The organism is Rivularia sp. UHCC 0363 (assembly GCF_034931125.1).
GTDB lineage: Bacteria > Cyanobacteriota > Cyanobacteriia > Cyanobacteriales > Nostocaceae > Rivularia.
Genome location: NZ_JAYGHM010000015.1, coordinates 92,550 through 111,827, shown reverse-complemented (window position 1 = coordinate 111,827; position 19,278 = coordinate 92,550). Strand labels below are relative to the sequence as shown.

The 19,278-nt window shown below is 42.2% G+C and carries 31 protein-coding genes; all 31 read left to right on the top strand.

Translation table 11 applies throughout. The features are described 5' to 3' along the window. Nucleotides 1-782: 782 nt before the first annotated feature. The 31 genes from rplC (at nt 783) to prfA (ending at nt 19,278) form a co-directional block, all read left to right on the top strand. Nucleotides 783-1,415, top strand: a complete 633-nt coding sequence (gene rplC, locus VB797_RS11160; RefSeq protein ID WP_323237746.1) for a 50S ribosomal protein L3 — start codon at nt 783-785, stop codon at nt 1,413-1,415. Nucleotides 1,416-1,588: 173 nt separating this feature from the next. Continuing rightward, nucleotides 1,589-2,221: a 50S ribosomal protein L4 gene (gene rplD / locus VB797_RS11155; protein WP_323237745.1), complete on the top strand. Its 633-nt coding sequence runs from the start codon at nt 1,589-1,591 to the stop codon at nt 2,219-2,221. Next, the gene (locus tag VB797_RS11150; RefSeq protein ID WP_323237744.1) at nt 2,214-2,528 is read left to right on the top strand and encodes a 50S ribosomal protein L23; all 315 of its coding nucleotides are present in this window, start codon (nt 2,214-2,216) and stop codon (nt 2,526-2,528) included. The genes rplD and VB797_RS11150 overlap by 8 nt, the downstream gene beginning before the upstream one ends. A 162-nt stretch (nt 2,529-2,690) precedes the next feature. Beyond that, on the top strand, nt 2,691-3,554 hold the full coding sequence (rplB, locus tag VB797_RS11145) for a 50S ribosomal protein L2 (protein WP_323237743.1): 864 nt from the start codon (nt 2,691-2,693) through the stop codon (nt 3,552-3,554). Nucleotides 3,555-3,937: 383 nt separating this feature from the next. Further along, entirely contained in the window at nt 3,938-4,213 is a 276-nt protein-coding gene (gene rpsS / locus VB797_RS11140) for a 30S ribosomal protein S19 (RefSeq protein WP_323237742.1), read from the top strand. A gap of 50 nt (nt 4,214-4,263) precedes the next feature. Further along, nucleotides 4,264-4,623, top strand: a complete 360-nt coding sequence (rplV, locus tag VB797_RS11135; RefSeq protein ID WP_323237741.1) for a 50S ribosomal protein L22 — start codon at nt 4,264-4,266, stop codon at nt 4,621-4,623. A gap of 60 nt (nt 4,624-4,683) precedes the next feature. Beyond that, nucleotides 4,684-5,439, top strand: a complete 756-nt coding sequence (rpsC, locus tag VB797_RS11130) for a 30S ribosomal protein S3 (protein WP_323237740.1) — start codon at nt 4,684-4,686, stop codon at nt 5,437-5,439. Nucleotides 5,440-5,530: 91 nt separating this feature from the next. Then, nucleotides 5,531-5,956: a 50S ribosomal protein L16 gene (gene rplP / locus VB797_RS11125; protein ID WP_323237739.1), complete on the top strand. Its 426-nt coding sequence runs from the start codon at nt 5,531-5,533 to the stop codon at nt 5,954-5,956. A gap of 3 nt (nt 5,957-5,959) precedes the next feature. Beyond that, nucleotides 5,960-6,178, top strand: coding sequence for a 50S ribosomal protein L29 (gene rpmC / locus VB797_RS11120; protein WP_323237738.1), 219 nt, complete (start codon nt 5,960-5,962; stop codon nt 6,176-6,178). Nucleotides 6,179-6,197: 19 nt separating this feature from the next. Next, the gene (gene rpsQ / locus VB797_RS11115; RefSeq protein WP_323237737.1) at nt 6,198-6,446 is read left to right on the top strand and encodes a 30S ribosomal protein S17; all 249 of its coding nucleotides are present in this window, start codon (nt 6,198-6,200) and stop codon (nt 6,444-6,446) included. 48 nt (nt 6,447-6,494) lie between these two features. Next, a complete protein-coding gene (rplN, locus tag VB797_RS11110) occupies nt 6,495-6,863 on the top strand; it encodes a 50S ribosomal protein L14 (RefSeq protein WP_323237736.1) in 369 nt (122 codons plus the stop codon). Beyond that, nucleotides 6,863-7,216, top strand: coding sequence for a 50S ribosomal protein L24 (gene rplX / locus VB797_RS11105; RefSeq protein WP_323237735.1), 354 nt, complete (start codon nt 6,863-6,865; stop codon nt 7,214-7,216). The genes rplN and rplX overlap by 1 nt, the downstream gene beginning before the upstream one ends. Before the next feature lie 162 nt (nt 7,217-7,378). Further along, nucleotides 7,379-7,924, top strand: coding sequence for a 50S ribosomal protein L5 (gene rplE, locus VB797_RS11100; RefSeq protein ID WP_323237734.1), 546 nt, complete (start codon nt 7,379-7,381; stop codon nt 7,922-7,924). A 22-nt stretch (nt 7,925-7,946) separates the two neighbouring features. Continuing rightward, entirely contained in the window at nt 7,947-8,348 is a 402-nt protein-coding gene (gene rpsH / locus VB797_RS11095) for a 30S ribosomal protein S8 (RefSeq protein ID WP_323237755.1), read from the top strand. A gap of 170 nt (nt 8,349-8,518) precedes the next feature. Then, entirely contained in the window at nt 8,519-9,070 is a 552-nt protein-coding gene (gene rplF / locus VB797_RS11090) for a 50S ribosomal protein L6 (RefSeq protein ID WP_323237733.1), read from the top strand. Between the two features lie 3 nt (nt 9,071-9,073). Next, entirely contained in the window at nt 9,074-9,436 is a 363-nt protein-coding gene (gene rplR / locus VB797_RS11085; protein WP_323237732.1) for a 50S ribosomal protein L18, read from the top strand. Between the two features lie 109 nt (nt 9,437-9,545). Then, entirely contained in the window at nt 9,546-10,073 is a 528-nt protein-coding gene (gene rpsE, locus VB797_RS11080) for a 30S ribosomal protein S5 (RefSeq protein WP_323237731.1), read from the top strand. 45 nt (nt 10,074-10,118) lie between these two features. Then, the gene (gene rplO, locus VB797_RS11075) at nt 10,119-10,574 is read left to right on the top strand and encodes a 50S ribosomal protein L15 (protein ID WP_323237730.1); all 456 of its coding nucleotides are present in this window, start codon (nt 10,119-10,121) and stop codon (nt 10,572-10,574) included. A gap of 67 nt (nt 10,575-10,641) precedes the next feature. Next, entirely contained in the window at nt 10,642-11,955 is a 1,314-nt protein-coding gene (secY, locus tag VB797_RS11070) for a preprotein translocase subunit SecY (protein ID WP_323237729.1), read from the top strand. 218 nt (nt 11,956-12,173) lie between these two features. After that, nucleotides 12,174-12,731, top strand: a complete 558-nt coding sequence (locus VB797_RS11065; protein WP_323237728.1) for an adenylate kinase — start codon at nt 12,174-12,176, stop codon at nt 12,729-12,731. Between the two features lie 196 nt (nt 12,732-12,927). Then, nucleotides 12,928-13,152: a translation initiation factor IF-1 gene (gene infA / locus VB797_RS11060; protein WP_006276978.1), complete on the top strand. Its 225-nt coding sequence runs from the start codon at nt 12,928-12,930 to the stop codon at nt 13,150-13,152. A gap of 111 nt (nt 13,153-13,263) precedes the next feature. Beyond that, nucleotides 13,264-13,377, top strand: a complete 114-nt coding sequence (gene rpmJ, locus VB797_RS11055) for a 50S ribosomal protein L36 (protein ID WP_323237727.1) — start codon at nt 13,264-13,266, stop codon at nt 13,375-13,377. A 123-nt stretch (nt 13,378-13,500) separates the two neighbouring features. Next, nucleotides 13,501-13,881: a 30S ribosomal protein S13 gene (gene rpsM / locus VB797_RS11050; protein WP_323237726.1), complete on the top strand. Its 381-nt coding sequence runs from the start codon at nt 13,501-13,503 to the stop codon at nt 13,879-13,881. 65 nt (nt 13,882-13,946) lie between these two features. After that, nucleotides 13,947-14,342 (top strand): 30S ribosomal protein S11, encoded by a 396-nt coding sequence (gene rpsK / locus VB797_RS11045; protein WP_323237725.1) that lies wholly within the window; start codon nt 13,947-13,949, stop codon nt 14,340-14,342. Between the two features lie 232 nt (nt 14,343-14,574). Further along, the gene (locus VB797_RS11040) at nt 14,575-15,522 is read left to right on the top strand and encodes a DNA-directed RNA polymerase subunit alpha (protein WP_323237724.1); all 948 of its coding nucleotides are present in this window, start codon (nt 14,575-14,577) and stop codon (nt 15,520-15,522) included. A 55-nt stretch (nt 15,523-15,577) separates the two neighbouring features. Further along, on the top strand, nt 15,578-15,928 hold the full coding sequence (gene rplQ / locus VB797_RS11035; protein ID WP_323237723.1) for a 50S ribosomal protein L17: 351 nt from the start codon (nt 15,578-15,580) through the stop codon (nt 15,926-15,928). 41 nt (nt 15,929-15,969) lie between these two features. Beyond that, entirely contained in the window at nt 15,970-16,839 is an 870-nt protein-coding gene (gene truA / locus VB797_RS11030; protein ID WP_323237722.1) for a tRNA pseudouridine(38-40) synthase TruA, read from the top strand. 56 nt (nt 16,840-16,895) lie between these two features. Next, the gene (gene rplM / locus VB797_RS11025) at nt 16,896-17,351 is read left to right on the top strand and encodes a 50S ribosomal protein L13 (RefSeq protein ID WP_323237721.1); all 456 of its coding nucleotides are present in this window, start codon (nt 16,896-16,898) and stop codon (nt 17,349-17,351) included. Next, a complete protein-coding gene (gene rpsI, locus VB797_RS11020) occupies nt 17,351-17,767 on the top strand; it encodes a 30S ribosomal protein S9 (RefSeq protein ID WP_323237720.1) in 417 nt (138 codons plus the stop codon). The genes rplM and rpsI overlap by 1 nt, the downstream gene beginning before the upstream one ends. Nucleotides 17,768-17,837: 70 nt before the next feature. Next, on the top strand, nt 17,838-18,086 hold the full coding sequence (gene rpmE / locus VB797_RS11015; RefSeq protein WP_323237719.1) for a 50S ribosomal protein L31: 249 nt from the start codon (nt 17,838-17,840) through the stop codon (nt 18,084-18,086). A gap of 94 nt (nt 18,087-18,180) precedes the next feature. Then, complete coding sequence (prfA, locus tag VB797_RS11010; RefSeq protein ID WP_323237718.1) at nt 18,181-19,278, top strand: peptide chain release factor 1; 1,098 nt, start codon at nt 18,181-18,183, stop codon at nt 19,276-19,278.

The window sequence follows — 19,278 nt, the reverse complement described above, 5'->3', positions numbered from 1 at the left end:
GCTCCCCCAGTATTGGGGGCTGGGGGACAAATCACCCTCCGTTCCCTCATATAAAAAAATCTAGACAAAATAAAATAGATAACTTACAATTTGAGATTGTGACTAAATCTTAAAGACAAGCCACTCTGCCAATAAAATTCTTGCCTGAGAGTATTTTTGAGGATTTGTGGAAAATCTATCAAAATAAATTAGTCAAAAGCGATCGAAGAGTGGTAAATTAAGAAGTCTTGAGGTAAACTTATTACGCTTGACCGATCGCCTTGGTCGCAGTATTGGGATAAGATAAGCTATTTCTTAAGCCTGAGTCCAAGAAGTCTAACATCTCAAACAATAGTTTAAGGTTTGTAAGGCTAACAAAGCGGTATGTTGGTGACGGCATAACGTCAGCCTTTGAAAAAAGGATACTGAGCGGAATTATCTGCTTAAGTCCAGCGAAGTGAAAAAACAAAAGTGCCAAAGTAATTGTCTGAAGAAGGCAGTACTGCACAAATCGCAAAGCTATTAAGCATTGCATTTAATTCTTTGAATCTTTCCTTGAAGGAAAGTATTTTAAGCTGCGTCAGTACATTCAAATAAATTTTAATTTTTATAAATTCTAATTTCTAGTTGATTGGCGCAAGTAAAACAAAGAACCCACGATAGAAATTGGATAGCAATTACCTGAGCTACTCCGGATTTCTGAGGTTTTTTTGTAAAATTGGCGGGTAGTTTCTTGGAAAAGAGACTCCTATATCCTCATATTCCGATTTAAGCGGAAAACTATAGAAAGGAGACTTGTAACTGTGTCTGTAGGTATTCTCGGCACCAAAGTGGGTATGACTCAGGTTTTTGACGATGCGGGAGCAGCAATTCCTGTTACCGTCGTTCAAGCCGGACCATGTACTGTAACCCAAATAAAAACAAAGCAGACCGACGGTTACTCCGCCATCCAATTAGCATATGGTGAAGTTAAAGAAAAAGCATTAAATAAGGCGAAGTTGGGGCATCTGGCAAAAGCTTCCGCTCCACCATTGCGGCACTTAGAAGAATACCGTGACGAAAGTACGGAAAATTATTCTTTGGGTCAGCAGATTGGTGCTGATATTTTTGATGCAGGTCAGCTAGTAGATGTAGTCGGTACAAGCATCGGTCGCGGTTTCGCTGGAAACCAGAAACGTAATAATTTCAGTCGAGGTCCGATGTCCCACGGTTCTAAAAACCATAAAGAACCCGGTTCTATCGGTGCTGGTACTACTCCCGGTCGCGTTTATCCCGGTAAAAAGATGGCGGGACGTTTGGGAGGTAAGCGCATTACCGTTCGTAAACTGAAAATTGTTCGAGTTGATGCCGAACGTAATTTATTGTTAATTCGGGGAGCTATCCCTGGAAAATCGGGAGCATTAGTTAATATCCTCCCTGCAAAAGAAGTCAAATAGTCATTCGATTTTGGATTTTGGATTTTGGATTTTGGATTTTGGATTAAATAAGTCATAAGTCAAAAACTAAAATCTGAGATTGGTTCATTAACTTACCGCTAGCAAAATTAAGCGGCAAAGCGAATGATAAATAAAGACAAATAATCGATGGCTAACTTAACAAGGAAGCAAAAATGGTAGATTGTGGAGTAAAAAACTGGCAGGGAGATGAAGTCGGACAGAAAACCTTGGAATTAAAAGTTGCCAAGGAAGAAACTGCTTCTCACATCGTACATAGAGCCTTGGTTCGACAATTGGCTAATGCTCGCCAGGGAAACGCTAGTACTAAAACCCGTGCTGAGGTTCGAGGAGGGGGCCGCAAACCGTGGCGGCAAAAAGGAACGGGTCGCGCCCGTGCAGGTTCCACTCGTTCGCCTCTGTGGCGTGGTGGTGGTGTAATCTTTGGACCAAAACCCAAAGAATATAACTTACGGATGAACCGTAAAGAGCGCCGTTTGGCGTTACGGACAGCCTTTATCAGCCGGATCGACGACATGATTGTGGTTGAAGAATTTAACGAACAGCTACAGCGACCAAAAAGCAAAGAATTGGTACAAGCTATTGCTCGTTGGGGTTCTCAACCCGATCAAAAAACCTTGTTGATTTTGTCCGAACGAGTTGAAAATATCTATTTATCAGCCCGCAATATAGAGAATGTCAAACTGATTGCAGCCGACCAACTTAATGTTTTTGATTTGCTACACGCAGACAAAATCATAGTTAGCGCATCAGCATTAGATAAAGTGCAGGAGGTCTACAGTGCCTAGATTTGACCCCCGGAATCTTCCCGATTTAGTTCGTCGCCCAATTGTTACAGAAAAGGCGACAATCCAAATGGAGCAGAACAAATATACTTTTGAAGTTGTTCCAAAAGCAACTAAGACTCAAATAAAAGCCGCAATTGAAAGTTTATTTGATGTCAAAGTTATAAAAGTAAATACCGCACTACAGCCCCGGAAAAAGAAGCGAGTTGGCAGATTTATCGGGTTTAAGCCTCAGTTTAAACGAGCCATTGTCACCCTAGCATCCGGGGATGAAAACAAGATTCGTCAAGCTCTATTTCCAGACGTTTAATAGAGTTAGGAGTTAAGAGTTAGGAGTTAGGAATTAGGAGTTAGGAGTTAGGAATTAGGAGTTAAGACCACCGGGGTTATATCTCCCCATCTCCCCCTCTCCCCATCTCCCCCTCTCCTTCTCTCCCCCTTCCCAAAATACTTTCTAGATAATTTTAAAAATATGGGTATTCGTACTTTTCGTCCCTACACCCCAAGTAACCGTCAAGCGGAAACCTCCGACTTTTCGGAAATTACAAAATCTAAGCCGGAAAAATCTTTAACCGAACACGTTCATAGAGCCAAAGGTAGAAATAATCGCGGTGTCATTACCAGTCGTCGCCGGGGTGGTGGACACAAACAACTCTATCGGATTATTGATTTTAAAAGAGATAAGCGGGGTATGCCCGCAACGATTGAAGCGGTTGAATATGACCCTAACCGTAATGCCAGAATCGCACTCGTTATCTATGAAGACGGCGAGAAGCGCTATATCTTGCATCCCCACGGAGTAAAAGTCGGCACTCAAATCATCGCCGGTCCAGATTCTCCCATCGAAAACGGTAACGCTTTACCTTTATCAAATATGCCCTTGGGTACTAGCGTTCATAACGTCGAATTGGTTGCTGGAAAAGGCGGTCAAATAGTACGTTCGGCTGGTGCCAATGCTCAAGTAATGGCGAAAGATGGTAACTACGTCACTTTAAAATTGCCTTCGGGAGAAGTCCGCATGATTCGGCGTGAATGCTACGCCACCATCGGACAAGTTGGTAACATCGAAGCCAGAAACCAAAGCTTGGGTAAAGCAGGTCGTAATCGCTGGAGAGGTCGCCGTCCGAAGGTTCGAGGAAGTGTAATGAACCCTTGCGACCACCCACACGGTGGTGGTGAAGGACGCGCTCCAATTGGTAGATCGGGTCCTGTAACTCCTTGGGGTAAACCAACTCTAGGTAAGAAAACCCGTAAGCCCAAAAAAGCAAGCAGTAAACTGATTGTTCGCCGTCGTCGTAAGTCTTCCAAGCGCGGTCGTGGCGGTCGGTCTTCTTAAAATTTTGGATTTTAGATTTTGGATTTTGGATTGCAATTCAAAATCGTTTCGATTAATTCGTAGTGGGAGCATCTTGCTCCCTAGTAGTAATAATCTTGCTCCCTAGTAGTAATAATCTTGCTCCCTAGTAGTAATAATCTTGCTCCCTAGTAGTAATAATCTTGCTCTCTAGTAGTAATCTTGCTCCCTAGTAGCAATAATCTTGCTCCCTGGTAATTATTTTAAAGCGGAGTTTTGATCTAGCGACTAAGACGATCGCACTACGAAAAAAATCTATAATTCTAAAATCTAAAATCCAGAATTTAAATCCAAAAGCCATTGACGCACAAGCGTTTTCTCGTAGAGTAATCCAAAATCTAAAATCTAAAATCCAAAATTGTCCTATGGGTCGTTCTCTTAAAAAAGGTCCTTTTGTTGCGGATCATTTACTGAAAAAAATCGATAAGCTCAACGAAACTAACAAAAAAGAAGTTATTAAAACTTGGTCGAGAGCTTCCACAGTTTTACCATTGATGGTTGGTCATACTATTGCCGTTCACAACGGCAAGCAGCACGTCCCAGTTTTTGTTAGCGACCAAATGGTTGGTCATAAATTAGGAGAATTTGCTCCTACCCGCACTTTTAGGGGTCACTCTAAAGATAGAAAAGGAGGTAGATAACCGAAGGACGCTAATCGCATCATGTAATTAGCAATTCGGTGAAATTGATTATGGCTACTGATACTAAAGAAGTAAAAGCAATTGCTCGATATATCCGGATGTCGCCCTTTAAAGTACGCCGCGTACTTGACCAAATTCGGGGACGTTCCTATCGGGAAGCACTGATAATTTTAGAGTTTATGCCTTACAGAGCCTGCGACCCAGTATTAAAGGTTCTTAGAAGTGCTGCTGCTAATGCCGAACATAACGAGGGATTAGACCGAGCATCTTTAATAGTTTCCACAGCGTTCGCAGATCAAGGTCCGGTATTTAAACGCTTTCAGCCTAGAGCGCAAGGTCGTGCCTACCAAATTCGCAAACCCACCTGCCATATAACCGTTGCCGTGGCTGCTGAGCCGGATGCGGAATAACCAAGCACTCAGATTAGAACAATTTAGATAGAGTGCAAATATATTTTAAAGGAAGCAAAAGTGGGACAAAAGATTAATCCAATCGGATTTCGTTTAGGAATTACTAAAGACCATCAATCTCGCTGGTTTGCCGACCCTTCTCGATATCCAGAACTACTGCAAGAAGACTACAAACTTCGCCAGTATATAGAAAGCAAGTTAGGTCGAAGCGCTCAAAATAATGCCGGTATTTCCGAAGTCAAAATTGAGCGTAAAGCAGATCAAATTGATTTAGAAGTTTCTACTGCTAGACCCGGTGTGGTAGTAGGCAGAGGGGGACAAGGAATTGAAGCATTACGTGTCGGACTGCAACAAGTTTTAGGCGGTAATCGTCAAATTCGGATCAACGTTGTTGAAGTAGAGCGCGTTGACGCTAATGCTTTCTTGATTGGCGAGTACATAGCCCAACAGCTCGAACGCCGGGTTTCCTTCCGTAGAGTTGTGCGTCAAGCGATTCAGCGAGCGCAACGTGCAGGAGTACAGGGAATCAAAATTCAAGTCAGCGGACGCTTAAACGGTGCAGAAATTGCCCGTACAGAGTGGACTCGTGAAGGTCGGGTTCCTTTACATACTTTACGAGCTAACATCGATTACGCCTACGTTACTGCTAAAACTATTTACGGTATCCTTGGCATCAAAGTTTGGGTATTCAAAGGAGAGATTATCCCCGGAGAAGAAGAATCATCAACTTCCAACCCTAAAAACGAACGCGAACCCCGTCGTCGTCAACAACAACGTCGTCGTCCTTCCTTTGAAGACCGTTCCAATGAAAATTAGTCGTTAGTCGATAGTAGTTAGTAATTAGTACGACGAAAGCTAACAAATAATAACTAACAGCTAATAGCTAACAGCTAATAATTAATAACTCATGTTAAGTCCTAAAAGAACTAAATTCCGCAAGCAACATCGCGGACGGATGAAAGGATTAGCCACGCGAGGTAGTAGCCTTAACTTTGGTGATTTTGCTCTCCAGGCTCAAGAACCATCTTGGATTACATCTCGTCAAATCGAGGCTTCCCGTCGGGCGATGACTCGTTACATTCGTAGGGGTGGGAAAATCTGGATTCGAGTATTCCCCGATAAACCTGTAACAATGCGTGCCGCAGAAACCCGAATGGGTTCTGGTAAAGGTAATCCCGAATTTTGGGTAGCTGTAGTTAAGCCAGGAAGAATCCTGTTTGAAATTGCTGGTGTAGCTGAAGAAACCGCTCGCGAAGCGATGCGTTTAGCTTCACACAAACTACCAATAAAAACTAAGTTTATTGCCCGTGAAGAACAGGAGCCGAAAGCATAAATCATGCCTTTTCCTAAAATTTCCGAAGCTAGAGATTTGAGCGACGAGCAGTTAGTACAAGAAATTGTTGCTACTAAAAAGCAGTTATTCGATCTCCGTTTGCAACAAGCAACCAAACAGTTAGAAAAACCCGCAAAATTTAAACACGCTCGTCATCGTTTAGCTCAATTGCTAACAGTTGAAGGGGAACGTCAACGCGCTGCAAATCAAGATTCAGAGTAAATAATAAGTCAAATAAATTATGGCTGTTAAAGAAAGAGTTGGTCTAGTAGTCAGCGATAAAATGCAAAAAACGGTGGTAGTCGCCATAGAAAGCCGCGATAGTCATCAAAAATACGGCAAAATTGTAGTCACAACCAAACGCTACAAAGTTCACGACGAAGAAAATAACTGCAAAGAAGGCGATCGCGTCCGCATTCAGGAAACTAGACCCCTGAGCAAGACCAAGCGCTGGCAAGTCAAAGAAATCCTCAGCAGTAGGAATAATTGATAACAAGCGGTTGTTACATAGCTAACAACTTTACAACGGAGATAAATTGTGATACAAGCCCAGTCTTACTTGAATGTTGCGGATAACAGCGGCGCTCGTAAATTAATGTGCATCCGCGTTCTGGGTGCCGGAAACCGTAGCTATGGCAGCATTGGCGATCGAATTATCGCCGTTGTCAAAGATGCCCAGCCGAATATGGCGATCAAAAAGTCTGATGTGGTAGAGGCTGTAATAGTCCGTACCAGAAAAGGCGTAAATCGTGAAACCGGCATGACTATCCGTTTTGATGATAATGCCGCAGTCATAATTAATAAAGACGGAAATCCCAGAGGAACGCGGGTATTTGGTCCGGTAGCACGGGAATTACGCGATAAAAACTTTACTAAAATAGTTTCTCTGGCACCGGAGGTACTGTAATGGCTACTAAAAAAAATGCAAAACCTTTATTTCACAAAATGCACGTCAAAACTGGAGATACCGTACAGGTAATTTCTGGAAGAGACAAAGGCAAAGTTGGTGAAATTGTCGAGACAATGACTAAAAAGAGTAAAGTTATTGTTAAAGGTGTAAATATCAAAACTAAGCACGTTAAGCCTCAACAAGAAGGTGAATCTGGAAAAATTGTTACCCAGGAATTTCCGATTCACAGTTCCAACGTGATGCTTTATTCCACCAAGGAAAACGTAGCTTCTCGCGTTTGTTACACCTTTACTCAAGAAGGTAAAAAAGTCCGTATGTTAAAGAAGACTGGGGAAATCATTGATAAATAGTTAGGAGTTAAGAGTGAGGAGTTAGGAATTAACAATTAATAATTTCCTTATGACTCATTGGTAAATAGTTAAGAATTAGGAGCTTTATAACTCATAACTCATAACTCATAACTCATAACTCACAATCATTTCCCTGACCAAGCCCAGGGATAAGGAGAAAAAATGGCAGTAGGATTAAAAAGTAGATATCAGGAGACCATTGTCCCCAATTTGATGAAACAATTTGAATATTCAAATATTCATCAGGTGCCGAAGGTTATCAAAGTAAGTGTTAACCGAGGCTTGGGGGAAGCTTCTCAAAATGCTAAAGCATTAGAAGCATCTTTAAGCGAGATCGCATTAATAACTGGTCAAAAGCCGGTGGTCACTAGAGCAAAAAAGGCGATCGCAGGATTCAAAATTCGAGAAGGTATGCCTGTAGGGGTAATGGTAACTCTTAGAAGCAATAAGATGTACAACTTTCTCGACCGTTTGATTAACCTGTCATTACCCAGAATTCGTGACTTTCGTGGAGTCAGCGCTAAAAGCTTTGATGGTCGGGGAAATTATACTCTAGGAGTTAGAGAACAATTAATTTTTCCAGAAGTCGAATACGACCGGGTTGACCAGATTCGCGGTATGGACATCTCCATCATTACTACAGCTAGGAATGATGAAGAAGGTCGCGCTTTATTAAAAGAAATGGGAATGCCCTTTCGGGAGCAATAAGTTCATCTAAATAGAGGAAATGATGGCGGCAAACGACACAATTGCAGATATGCTGACGCGCATCCGCAACGCCAATTTGGCTAGGCATCAAACAACAAAAGTGCCAGCAGCCAAAATGAGCCAAAATATAGCGAAAGTATTGCGGGAAGAAGGCTTTATCAATGATTTTGAAACAGCCGGAGAAGGAATCGAGTCTCATTTGGTAATTTCTTTGAAATATAAAGGAAAAAATCGTCAGCCGGTAATAACTGCTCTCAAGCGAGTAAGCAGACCGGGTTTGCGAGTTTATTCCAACAAAAAAGACTTACCAAGAGTATTAGGCGGTATTGGGATTGCAATAATATCTACATCCTCCGGTATCATGACCGATCGCGAAGCACGTCAACAAAATTTAGGTGGCGAAGTACTTTGCTACGTCTGGTAGTCAAGGTTTGAAGGGATTTTGGATTTTAGATTTTAGATTTTAGATTCTATTCCCTCAAGGTCGGGATTAGAAGACTTAAAACCGTTTTTTAAACGTAGAGCCGGAATTACAAGTTTTTCCTCAATCAAAAATCAAAAATCTAAAATTGGAGCATTTAAGGACAAAAAATCATGTCTAGAATTGGTAAACAGCCAATAACATTACCGTCAAAGGTACAAGTAACAATTGATGGTGCCAAAGTATCCGTAAAAGGACCAAAAGGCGAACTTTCACGCGAACTTCCTACTGAAGTGAGCGTTTCCCAAGAAGGAGACACTTTAACCGTATCCCGTGAAAACGATTCAAGAGTATGCCGACAAATGCATGGCTTAAGTCGTACCTTGGTTTCTAATATGGTTGAGGGTGTTTCTAAAGGATTTCAGCGTCAGTTGAAGCTTCAAGGTGTTGGGTACCGAGCGCAACTCAAAGGTCGCGATTTGGTACTGAACGTTGGATACAGCCATCCTGTAGAAATTGCTCCACCAGAAGGAATTCAATTTGCCATTGAAGAAAAAGGCGTTGCTATAGTTATTAGCGGCTACGACAAAGAAATGGTGGGGAATACAGCCGCTCGTATCCGTGCGGTTCGTCCACCAGAGCCTTATAAAGGTAAAGGTATTCGTTATGACAACGAAATTGTCAGACGTAAAGCTGGTAAAGCCGGTAAAGGTGGTAAAAAATAAATTATGAAAATTACCCGTCAACAATCAAAACAGCGTCGTCATCGACGCATCAGAAACAAAATCTTGGGTTCTTCCGAGCGTCCTCGCTTGGCAGTGTATCGCTCCAACGAGCATATTTACGCTCAGGTAATAGATGATACATTACAGAAAACTTTGGCTACAGCATCTAGTGTAGAACCCGAACTAAAATCTAGATTGACTTCAGGTGCTAATAAAGCGGCTTCAACTGAAGTTGGTAAAGCATTAGCAGCAAGAGCGTTAGAAAAAGGTGTGACTCAGGTTGTATTTGACCGTGGTGGAAACCTTTATCATGGACGTATCAAAGCCTTAGCTGATGCTGCCCGAGAAGGTGGTTTAAGTTTCTAAGTTTCTAATCTAAAATTATCAGGGATTTAGTTAGTACTAGACAAACAAGTAAATTATTTATTGCTAGTAAAAAGCCACTGATAAGTAAAATTCATAGAGCATTCAAAATATGGCAAACAGTCGTCGTAAAACGAGCCGAGCTAAAAAAGAAGAAACTAACTGGCAAGAGCGGGTAATTCAAATCCGACGGGTAAGTAAGGTTGTCAAAGGAGGTAAAAAACTGAGCTTCCGGGCAATTGTAGTCGTCGGTAACGAACGCGGTCAAGTTGGTGTGGGAGTAGGTAAAGCCAGCGATGTCATTGGAGCCGTAAAAAAAGGCGTAGCCGATGGCAAAAAACATTTGGTAGAGATTCCCATTACCAAATCCAACTCGATCCCCCATCCTACTAATGGTGTCGGTGGCGGTGCTAAAGTCATCATGAGACCCGCATCTCCCGGTACTGGTGTAATTGCTGGTGGTGCGGTACGTACCGTACTCGAATTAGCCGGAGTTCGTAACGTTTTAGCGAAGCAACTCGGCTCCAATAACCCCCTGAATAATGCTAGAGCCGCAATGAACGCTCTTGCAGTACTGCGAAACTTCAATGAAGTTGCCGAAAGTAGGGATGTCAGCATTGAGAAGCTTTACGCCCAGTAAAGCTGTAATTACGAGCCACCTTGTAAAAAAATATAAATAACTAAAATGAGACTAGAGGATCTTCGCCCTCAAGAGGGTTCTAAGAAACGTCGCCGACGTGTCGGACGCGGAATTTCAGCCGGTCAAGGTGCAAGTTGTGGTTTCGGTATGCGGGGTCAAAAATCCCGTTCCGGTAGGGGAACCAGACCCGGTTTTGAAGGTGGTCAGCAGCCCCTTTATCGTCGAGTACCAAAACTTAAAGGTTTTCCGGTCGTTAATCGTAAAATATACACTACGATTAATGTAGAGAAGTTGTCTTCACTCCCAGAAAATACAGAAGTTAATGTGACTTTGTTACGAGAAAATGGTATTCTCACTGCCGTACAAGGACCATTAAAAATTTTAGGGGATGGAGAAATCAACGTTCCTCTTAGAGTACAAGCCGCAGCTTTTACGGATACGGCTCGTAGCAAAATTGAGGCTGCTGGTGGTAGTTGTGAAGTTGTATCGATGAGAAATTAGACACAACCACAAAAAATGCTAAGAATGCAGCCCACCGCCCTGGTTAACAATTCATCGGTAAATCATTATGATAAGTCGAGATAAAGCTCCTTCTGCTCAAGAAACTTTTATGCAGATGGCGCAGGCAGCAGGTTTAAGAGGTCGGCTGTTTGTCACCATAGGTATTTTACTTTTGATTCGCTTGGGTATTTATATACCTATTCCAGGAATAAATCGTGAAGCTTTTAGTGCCTCGATCGCACAGGGTAACGGTTTGGGAGGCATTCTGGATATCTTTTCTGGTGGTGGATTTTCTGCTTTGGGAGTCTTCACTTTAGGTATTCTACCTTTTATTAATGCTTCAATTATCATCCAACTACTCACCGCTGCGATACCGGCTTTAGAAAAGTTACAGAAAGACGAAGGTGAAGCTGGAAGACGAAAGATTTCTCAAATCACGCGATATGTAGCCTTGGGTTGGGCAATTGTTCAGAGCATATTCATTAGTGCAGTTTGGCTGAAAAGTTTTGCAATTAGCTTTGGTCCGATTTTTGTATTTGAGACTGCTTTAGCTCTTGTTGCTGGTTCGATGTTCGTGATGTGGGCATCGGAAGTAATTACAGAAAGAGGAATTGGTAATGGAGCATCATTACTGATTTTCCTCAATATTGTGTCTTCCCTACCTACAACTTTGAGTAGTACCGTTAGCTTCGCTCAAGTTGGAGGTCGTCAAGCAGTCGGTCAAGTAGTTGTATTACTGCTGCTTTTCTTAGCAACAATTGTCGGTATCGTCTTTGTTCAAGAAGGAATGCGTCGGATTCCAATTATTTCGGCTAGACGACAAGTCGGTAGAAGAGTTCTTGCCGAACAGCGTAGCTTCTTACCCTTGCGACTCAACCAGGGTGGAGTAATGCCGATTATTTTTGCAACCGCAATTTTGAGTTTACCGCTTTTAATTGGCAACTTTACTAAAAACCCGCAAATAGCTAACTTTACAAATACTTATCTGAATCCAGGTGGTTCTGGTTGGTGGGCTTACGCACTAATATATCTGTTTTCAATTATTTTCTTTAGCTATTTCTATTCTTCATTAATTGTAAACCCAGTTGATATTGCTCAGAACTTGAAAAAAATGGGTTCTTCGATTCCGGGAATTCGTCCCGGTAAAGCAACCAGCGAATATTTAGAAAGAGTTTTGAACCGACTTACCTTTCTTGGTGCTGGCTTCTTGGGATTAGTTGCGATTATTCCTACCGTCGTGGAAAGAGCATTAGGAGTACCGACTTTCCGAGGTTTAGGTGCTACCTCTTTGTTAATTCTGGTAGGTGTGGCTATTGATACAGCTAAACAGATCCAAACCTACGTTATCTCTCAACGTTATGAAGGGATGGTGAAACAATAGAATTTTGGATTTTAGATTACCCTTCGGGAAGACGCTTCCGCGTCAATGGATTTTAGATTAAGAAACAACCTATTTCAATCTAAAATCCCCGAATCCTAAATTAATTTAAAATCTAATTAAAATCTAAAACTATAGCATTTCCAAGCTTTTTTTCAAAGAGGACAATCCAAATAACAGCATCCATTGTTAAAATCCAAAATCCAAAATCCAAAATTGAAATGACGCGAATCATTTTTTTAGGACCACCCGGAGCCGGTAAAGGAACTCAAGCTAAAACTTTAGCTGACCATTGGCAAGTTCCCCATATTTCTACAGGTGATATCCTCCGTGAAGCCATTAAACAGCAAACAACTTTAGGTCTCAAAGCTAAAAACTATGTAGATGGCGGTCATTTAGTTCCCGATTTATTAGTTCAAGAACTGGTCGAGGAGCGTTTGCAAAGGGCAGATACTAGTTCTGGGTGGATTCTTGACGGTTTTCCTCGTACTGTTAGTCAAGCCACTTTTTTAGATAGTTTATTGCAAAAAAACAATTTAGGCACCGCGATGGTAATCAATCTCGATGTGCCAGATGATGTAGTAGTAGGTCGTTTATTAGAACGCGGACGAAGAGATGATACTGAAGATGTTATTCGTCGTCGTTTAGAAGTTTACCGTTCCGAAACTACACCTTTAATAGATTATTACGGCGATCGCAAACAGCTAATTGTTATAGATGGTAATAAATCTGCTCCAGAAGTTACTTCCAACCTCAAAGATTTAATTGTCAGTTGTTAAAAAAAGCAATTTCGATCTTATGCAATCAAGATGGGTGATTCATGTTACTTCTGATCGCCCGCTTAGCACCCGAAGTCATAGTTCGGCAATAAAATTTTGAATAAGATATATTAATAAGTTGTTGATATATATTCTAAAAGATTTACAGAACGACTGCTGCAATCAAAAAATACTATTTAGTTGAAGGAAAAACAAATTGTCCAAACAAGACTTAATTGAAATGGAAGGCACGGTGACAGAATCCCTGCCAAATGCAATGTTCCGCGTAGACTTAGATAATGGTTTCAACGTTTTAGCCCATATCAGCGGCAAAATTCGCCGAAACTATATCAAGATCTTACCTGGCGATCGCGTCAAAGTTGAACTTACACCTTATGACCTCACAAAAGGTCGAATCACCTATCGACTGCGTAAAAAGTAAGTCTATGTGGAATATTATACTACAATCTCAGATTTTTGTTTTGTAGTCAGTTAACGGAAAAATTTGCGAATTTGTGTTACAATTTACTATTTGGAGTTGATTAATAAGGCAATGAAAGTAAGAGCCTCCGTAAAAAGAATGTGCGAGAAATGCAGTGTAATCAAACGGCGCGGTCGCGTAATGGTGATTTGTCCGAATCCGAAGCACAAGCAACGTCAAGGATAAAACCGTTCATTTTAGAACCAATAAATCGGAGAAATGAAAGCGCGATCGTTTACCATTCATGCATCCGGACGCTGCAACTAGGTAGGTATAGATGAAAAAAAAACATATTAGGAGACTTCTATAATGGCACGTATTGCCGGAGTAGACTTGCCACGCGATAAGCGTATTGAAATAGGTCTAACTTACATCTTTGGAATCGGTCTAACAAGTTCGCACAAAATATTAGCGATTACAGGTGTTAATCCTGACACTAGAGTTAAGGACTTAAGCGATAGCGATGTAACCGCTTTGCGAGCAGAGGTAGAGAAAAACTATCAGGTCGAAGGTGACTTGAGACGTTGGGAAGCAATGAATATCAAGCGCTTGGTTGATATTGGTACTTACCGGGGTCGTCGTCACCGCATGGGCTTACCAGTTAGAGGTCAAAGAACTCGCACCAATGCTAGAACCCGTCGTGGAAGAAGACAAACAGTCGCCGGGAAGAAAAAGGCACCGGGTAAATAAACTAATTAGTTATTTTTCACTTTTGTTGGACTATCAATTTTCTACCTTAATTCAAATATAACGATATGGCACGACAAACAGGAAAAAAAAGCGGAAGCAGAAAACAGAAGCGTAACGTACCTAATGGCATAGGATACATACAGTCTACTTTCAACAATAGCATCGTCACAATTACAGACACCAATGGAGATGTAATTTCTTGGGCTTCTGCTGGTTCAAGTGGTTTTAAAGGAGCTAAAAAAGGAACCCCTTTTGCCGCTCAAACCGCAGCCGAGAGTGCAGCAAAACGGGCGATGGATCAAGGGATGCGTCAGATAGAAGTAATGGTCAGCGGTCCGGGAGCAGGTAGAGAAACTGCCATCCGCGCAATTCAAGGAGCAGGACTGGAAATCACGCTGATTCGGGATATTACTCCAATTCCTCATAATGGTTGCCGTCCGCCCAAGCGACGTAGAGTTTAAATACAATAACTCTAACTAATTACCAATCCATAAATTGGCGGAATTAGCGGCAATTATTGTATTTTGACGAAAATATAGATAGCGTCCGCACGCAATACGAGATATCGATTATTACTGTTTACAGGCATTTCGATTATCTTCTCACCAGACCGGGCAATGAATTGATTGAGTGTGGGCAAAAGATCGCAATTGCCTGCCGCGATACGCACTGATTAAGAAGGGAGGCTACTCCGTGGCGCAGTTTCAAATTGAATGTGTAGAATCTAATACAGAAGAAAGTCGGAGCCACTATTCTAAATTTGTTTTAGAACCTTTAGAGAGGGGTCAAGGAACAACAGTTGGCAACGCCCTGCGAAGGGTTTTATTGTCTAATTTAGAAGGAACATCAGTTACAGCAGTAAGAATTGCGGGTGTAACTCATGAATTTGCCACCGTTAAGGGTGTCCGGGAAGACGTGTTAGAAATCTTAATGAGAATGAAAGAACTTGTTCTCAAAAGTCATTCTTCTCAGCCCCAAATTGGTCGGTTATTAGTGAACGGTCCGGCAACAGTTACCGCAGCGCATTTTGACCTACCAAGTGAAGTAGAAGTGATCGACCAGACCCAGTATATAGCTACCTTAGCAGAAGGTGGCAGACTGGAAATGGAATTTCGGATTGAAAAAGGTAAAGGCTATCGCACGGTAGAAAGAGGTCGTGAAGAAGCTACATCCTTAGACTTTCTGCAAATAGATTCGATTTTCATGCCGGTGCGGAAAGTTAATTATAGCGTTGAAGACACTCGTGGAGAAAATGGCTATCCCAAAGATAGACTGCTTCTAGAAGTTTGGACAAACGGTAGTATTGCTCCCCAAGAAGCGCTTTCTTCTGCAGCTGCGATTTTAGTGGAGTTATTCAATCCACTGAAAAACATCGAAATTAACCCAGAAGATACGGTTTCAGAAATCGACCAAGACCCAACTGCTCAAATACCCATTGAAGAATTGCAGCTTTCCGTGCGAGCTTATAACTGCTTGAAGCGGGCGCAAGTCAACTCGGTAGCGGACTTATTGGATTACACCCAAGAAGACCTCTTAGAAATCAAAAACTTTGGTCAGAAGTCAGCAGAAGAAGTAGTAGAAGCTTTACAGCGGCGCTTGGGGATTACTTTGCCCACAGAAAGAGCCTCAAAACACCCTTAAATTAAGCTCAAATTAAGCTCAAATTCCATACAAATAACTTAGCGATCGTGCCATCATGCGTCACCGTTCTAATCTCAAAAAACTCGGCAAACCAGCCGACCAGCGTCGTGCTTTATTGCGAGCGCTTTCCACCGAATTAATTCGTCACGGACGAATCACTACTACTATTACTAGAGCCAAAGCGCTACGATCAGAAGTAGATAAAATGATCACCTTAGCTAAAGATGGTTCTTTGAGCGCACGCCGTCAAGCGATTGGGTATCTTTACGATAAAGATTTAGTTCATGCTTTATTTGAACAAGTTCCGACTCGATATGGCGATCGCCAAGGTGGCTATACCCGTATCTTGCGTACAATACCTCGTCGTGGCGATAACGCCCAGATGGCAATCATCGAATTAGTTTAACGATTGGGGATGTATAGGCACAAAAGCATCCAATTGATTGTATGTTACAAATCTCCCAGCCCATAAAAACTCAAAGGGTCGCCTTGGTAATCCAATATCAAGGGACTCATTTTCATGGCTGGCAAAGACAACCTAAATATTGTAGCGTCCAGGAAGAAATTGAAAAAGCAATTTCTACTGTAGTCGGTCACAACGTAACTTTATATGGTGCTGGGAGAACTGATAGTGGAGTTCATGCAGCCGCTCAAGTAGCTCATTTCAATATAGTTAGCAAAATTCCACCCTCGAAGTGGGCATCTATTTTAAATAGTTACTTACCTCAAGATATACTAATTAGGGCTTCAGCGGCAGTTAACGACAATTGGCACGCCCGTTTTAGTGCGACCTATAGACGGTACCGTTACACGTTATACAACGAAAAACTACCCAACTTGTTTGTTAAACCCTTCAGTTGGCATTACTATCACGCTTCCTTGGACGAATCCTTGATTGCAGCAGCACTAAAGCCCTTGCTGGGAAAACATCACTTAGCAGCTTTTCACCGTGCCAATTCCGAACGTCAGCATTCATGGGTAGATGTACAAGCCGTAGAATGCTATCGTGATGGAGCCTTAGTACATATTGAAATTCAAGCAGATGGATTTTTGTATGGCATGGTTCGTTTGTTGGTAGGAATGTTAGTTCAAGTCGGTTCTAGCGAGCGAAGCATCTTAAATTTTACTAATATCTGGAAACAAGAACGCCGAGACGAAGTAAAATACGCTGCACCCCCCCAAGGATTGTGTTTATTGCGCGTAGGCTATGCGGAATTTCCCTTCCCTAGAGAAGTCTGGTATGATTCGATGCCGAAGTTTAATTTTCCAGAGAATTCTGTAAATTCAGATCGTATTCTAGGTGAAATCACTGCCTAAAAATCTAAATTGGGTAAGAAAAACAAAAATTAATAATTAATAAAAGTAAAGTCACCATGAACAAAACATACGTTCCTACCCAAGAAACCGTCGAGCGCGATTGGTACATCATAGACGCTGCCGACCAACGTCTCGGTCGTTTAGCTACTGAAGTCGCCACAATTTTGCGCGGCAAAAACAAGCCCTTATTCACTCCTTATATGGATGCAGGCGACTTTGTTGTAATCGTCAATGCTGAAAAAGTTGTTGTAACTGGCAAAAAAAGCTCCCAAAAGCTTTATCGTCGTCACTCCGGTCGTCCTGGTGGAATGAAGGTTGAAACCTTTGAACATCTACAGGCACGTTTACCAGAACGGATCGTTGAAAAAGCTATTAAGGGAATGCTGCCTAAAAATAGCTTGGGACGGCAGTTATTTAGAAAGCTAAAGGTTTACGCCGGACCCGCTCATCCTCATGCAGCCCAACAGCCCAAAGAACTTAAAATTAATACAATTCCAGGAGAACAAAATTAATGCAAGCAACAGATACTAACAGCGGTCGTGCCGTTTATTGGGGTACTGGTCGCCGTAAATCCTCAGTCGCAAGAGTACGTCTTGTTCCAGGTAACGGACAATTAACCGTTAACGGTAAAGAAGGCGACTTGTATTTCCAATTTAACCCCAACTATATTGGAGGAATTAAAGCGCCTCTAGAAACTTTGGGATTGGAAAACGAATACGATATTTTGGTTAAAGCGAATGGCGGTGGTTTAACCGGACAGTCTGATGCAGTTCGTTTGGGAGTAGCTCGGGCTTTGTGTCAACTCGATCCAGATAACCGATCGCCATTAAAAACTGAAGGCTATCTTACCCGCGACCCTAGAGCCAAAGAACGTAAAAAATACGGTTTACACAAAGCTCGTAAAGCACCTCAGTACTCCAAACGTTAAATCAATTCGCAATTCGCAATTTACGGATTATTTAGTCATAATTGTAATATATTCACCACGAAGAAGAAAAATGGCAAAACCAGAGATTCATCCAGAGTGGTATCCAGAAGCCAAAGTTTACTGTAACGGTCAAGTTGTAATGACTGTTGGCTCCACCAAACCAGAATTACACGTCGATGTTTGGTCTGGAAATCACCCCTTTTATACCGGCACTCAGAAGATTATTGATACCGAAGGTCGCGTAGAACGTTTCCTACGTAAGTACGGCATGACGAGCAGTCAACCCAAGACAGAGAACGCCGACGACGATCAAAAGTAGCAACCAGGTAAATTATGCAATCAACGGCTCAGCTTAACTGAGTCGATTTTTTAGTCTTTACCTGGATCACTATTTTTTAGGAGCGTTGCACGTCATGGCCGAACAATATTTGCTGGAGAAATTACAATCCGTCGAACAAACTTTTAATGAGCTAACTCGTCGCTTAGCCGACCCCGATATTGCTTCAAATCCGGATGAATATCAGGAAGTCGCAAAAGCGCGTTCTGGGTTAGAAGAAGTAGTAAATACCTATGACACTTGGAAAATTGCCCAAGAAGAATTAACCGGAGCGCGGGAAATTTCCAAAGAATCCCAAGGAGACTCAGAGTTGCATGAAATGGCAGCTTTGGAAGTCAAAGAACTCGAACAGAAAATAGAAGAACTGGAAACTCTTTTAAAAGTACTGCTCTTACCCCAAGACCCCAACGATGAGAAAAACATCATGTTGGAAATTCGGGCAGGTACGGGTGGTGATGAAGCCAGTATCTGGGCTGGCGATTTAGTGCGGATGTACTCCCGCTATGCCGATACTCAAGGCTGGAAAGTCAAGCTAGTTAGCGAGTCCCTAGCAGAAATGGGCGGCTTTAAAGAAGCGGTTCTGGAAATTAAAGGCGATCGCGTTTACAGTAAGCTCAAATTTGAAGCTGGAGTACATCGGGTGCAGCGCGTACCAGTTACGGAGGCTGGAGGAAGAGTTCACACTTCCACTGCTACTGTAGCGGTAATGCCAGAAGTGGATGAAGTGGAAATTCATATCGACCCCAAGGATTATGAAATGTCTACAGCCCGTTCCGGTGGTGCTGGTGGACAAAACGTTAACAAAGTTGAGACCGCAGCCGACCTGTTTCACAAACCTACGGGGATCAGAATTTTTTGTACTGAAGAACGCAGCCAGTTGCAAAACAAAGAGCGGGCATTACAAATTCTTCGTGCCAAACTTTATGAAATGAAACTGCGCGAACAACAAGAAGAAGTTACCGATCTACGGCGATCGCAAGTAGGTACGGGTTCGCGTTCTGAAAAAATTCGCACCTACAACTATAAAGATAACCGTGCCACCGACCACCGTCTTGGTGAAAACTATTCACTAAACCCGGTTTTAGAAGGCGATATAGACCCAATCGTGCAAGCTTGTATCTCTCAAGACCAGCAAGAGCGTTTAGCAGAGCTTGCTGCTTCGGTGACAAATTAA

Excerpts from the sequence above, each read along its gene's own strand:
- rplD (WP_323237745.1), top strand. The coding sequence starts at position 1,589 with ATGGTAGATTGTGGAGTAAAAAACTGGCAGGGAGATGAAGTCGGACAG.
- rplB (WP_323237743.1), top strand. The coding sequence starts at position 2,691 with ATGGGTATTCGTACTTTTCGTCCCTACACCCCAAGTAACCGTCAAGCG.
- rpsS (WP_323237742.1), top strand. The coding sequence starts at position 3,938 with ATGGGTCGTTCTCTTAAAAAAGGTCCTTTTGTTGCGGATCATTTACTG.
- rplV (WP_323237741.1), top strand. The coding sequence starts at position 4,264 with ATGGCTACTGATACTAAAGAAGTAAAAGCAATTGCTCGATATATCCGG.
- rplP (WP_323237739.1), top strand. The coding sequence starts at position 5,531 with ATGTTAAGTCCTAAAAGAACTAAATTCCGCAAGCAACATCGCGGACGG.
- rpmC (WP_323237738.1), top strand. The coding sequence starts at position 5,960 with ATGCCTTTTCCTAAAATTTCCGAAGCTAGAGATTTGAGCGACGAGCAG.
- rpsQ (WP_323237737.1), top strand. The coding sequence starts at position 6,198 with ATGGCTGTTAAAGAAAGAGTTGGTCTAGTAGTCAGCGATAAAATGCAA.
- rplX (WP_323237735.1), top strand. The coding sequence starts at position 6,863 with ATGGCTACTAAAAAAAATGCAAAACCTTTATTTCACAAAATGCACGTC.
- rplE (WP_323237734.1), top strand. The coding sequence starts at position 7,379 with ATGGCAGTAGGATTAAAAAGTAGATATCAGGAGACCATTGTCCCCAAT.
- rpsH (WP_323237755.1), top strand. The coding sequence starts at position 7,947 with ATGGCGGCAAACGACACAATTGCAGATATGCTGACGCGCATCCGCAAC.
- rplF (WP_323237733.1), top strand. The coding sequence starts at position 8,519 with ATGTCTAGAATTGGTAAACAGCCAATAACATTACCGTCAAAGGTACAA.
- rplR (WP_323237732.1), top strand. The coding sequence starts at position 9,074 with ATGAAAATTACCCGTCAACAATCAAAACAGCGTCGTCATCGACGCATC.
- rpsE (WP_323237731.1), top strand. The coding sequence starts at position 9,546 with ATGGCAAACAGTCGTCGTAAAACGAGCCGAGCTAAAAAAGAAGAAACT.
- rplO (WP_323237730.1), top strand. The coding sequence starts at position 10,119 with ATGAGACTAGAGGATCTTCGCCCTCAAGAGGGTTCTAAGAAACGTCGC.
- secY (WP_323237729.1), top strand. The coding sequence starts at position 10,642 with ATGATAAGTCGAGATAAAGCTCCTTCTGCTCAAGAAACTTTTATGCAG.
- VB797_RS11065 (WP_323237728.1), top strand. The coding sequence starts at position 12,174 with ATGACGCGAATCATTTTTTTAGGACCACCCGGAGCCGGTAAAGGAACT.
- rpmJ (WP_323237727.1), top strand. The coding sequence starts at position 13,264 with ATGAAAGTAAGAGCCTCCGTAAAAAGAATGTGCGAGAAATGCAGTGTA.
- rpsM (WP_323237726.1), top strand. The coding sequence starts at position 13,501 with ATGGCACGTATTGCCGGAGTAGACTTGCCACGCGATAAGCGTATTGAA.
- rpsK (WP_323237725.1), top strand. The coding sequence starts at position 13,947 with ATGGCACGACAAACAGGAAAAAAAAGCGGAAGCAGAAAACAGAAGCGT.
- rplQ (WP_323237723.1), top strand. The coding sequence starts at position 15,578 with ATGCGTCACCGTTCTAATCTCAAAAAACTCGGCAAACCAGCCGACCAG.
- truA (WP_323237722.1), top strand. The coding sequence starts at position 15,970 with ATGTTACAAATCTCCCAGCCCATAAAAACTCAAAGGGTCGCCTTGGTA.
- rplM (WP_323237721.1), top strand. The coding sequence starts at position 16,896 with ATGAACAAAACATACGTTCCTACCCAAGAAACCGTCGAGCGCGATTGG.
- rpsI (WP_323237720.1), top strand. The coding sequence starts at position 17,351 with ATGCAAGCAACAGATACTAACAGCGGTCGTGCCGTTTATTGGGGTACT.
- rpmE (WP_323237719.1), top strand. The coding sequence starts at position 17,838 with ATGGCAAAACCAGAGATTCATCCAGAGTGGTATCCAGAAGCCAAAGTT.
- prfA (WP_323237718.1), top strand. The coding sequence starts at position 18,181 with ATGGCCGAACAATATTTGCTGGAGAAATTACAATCCGTCGAACAAACT.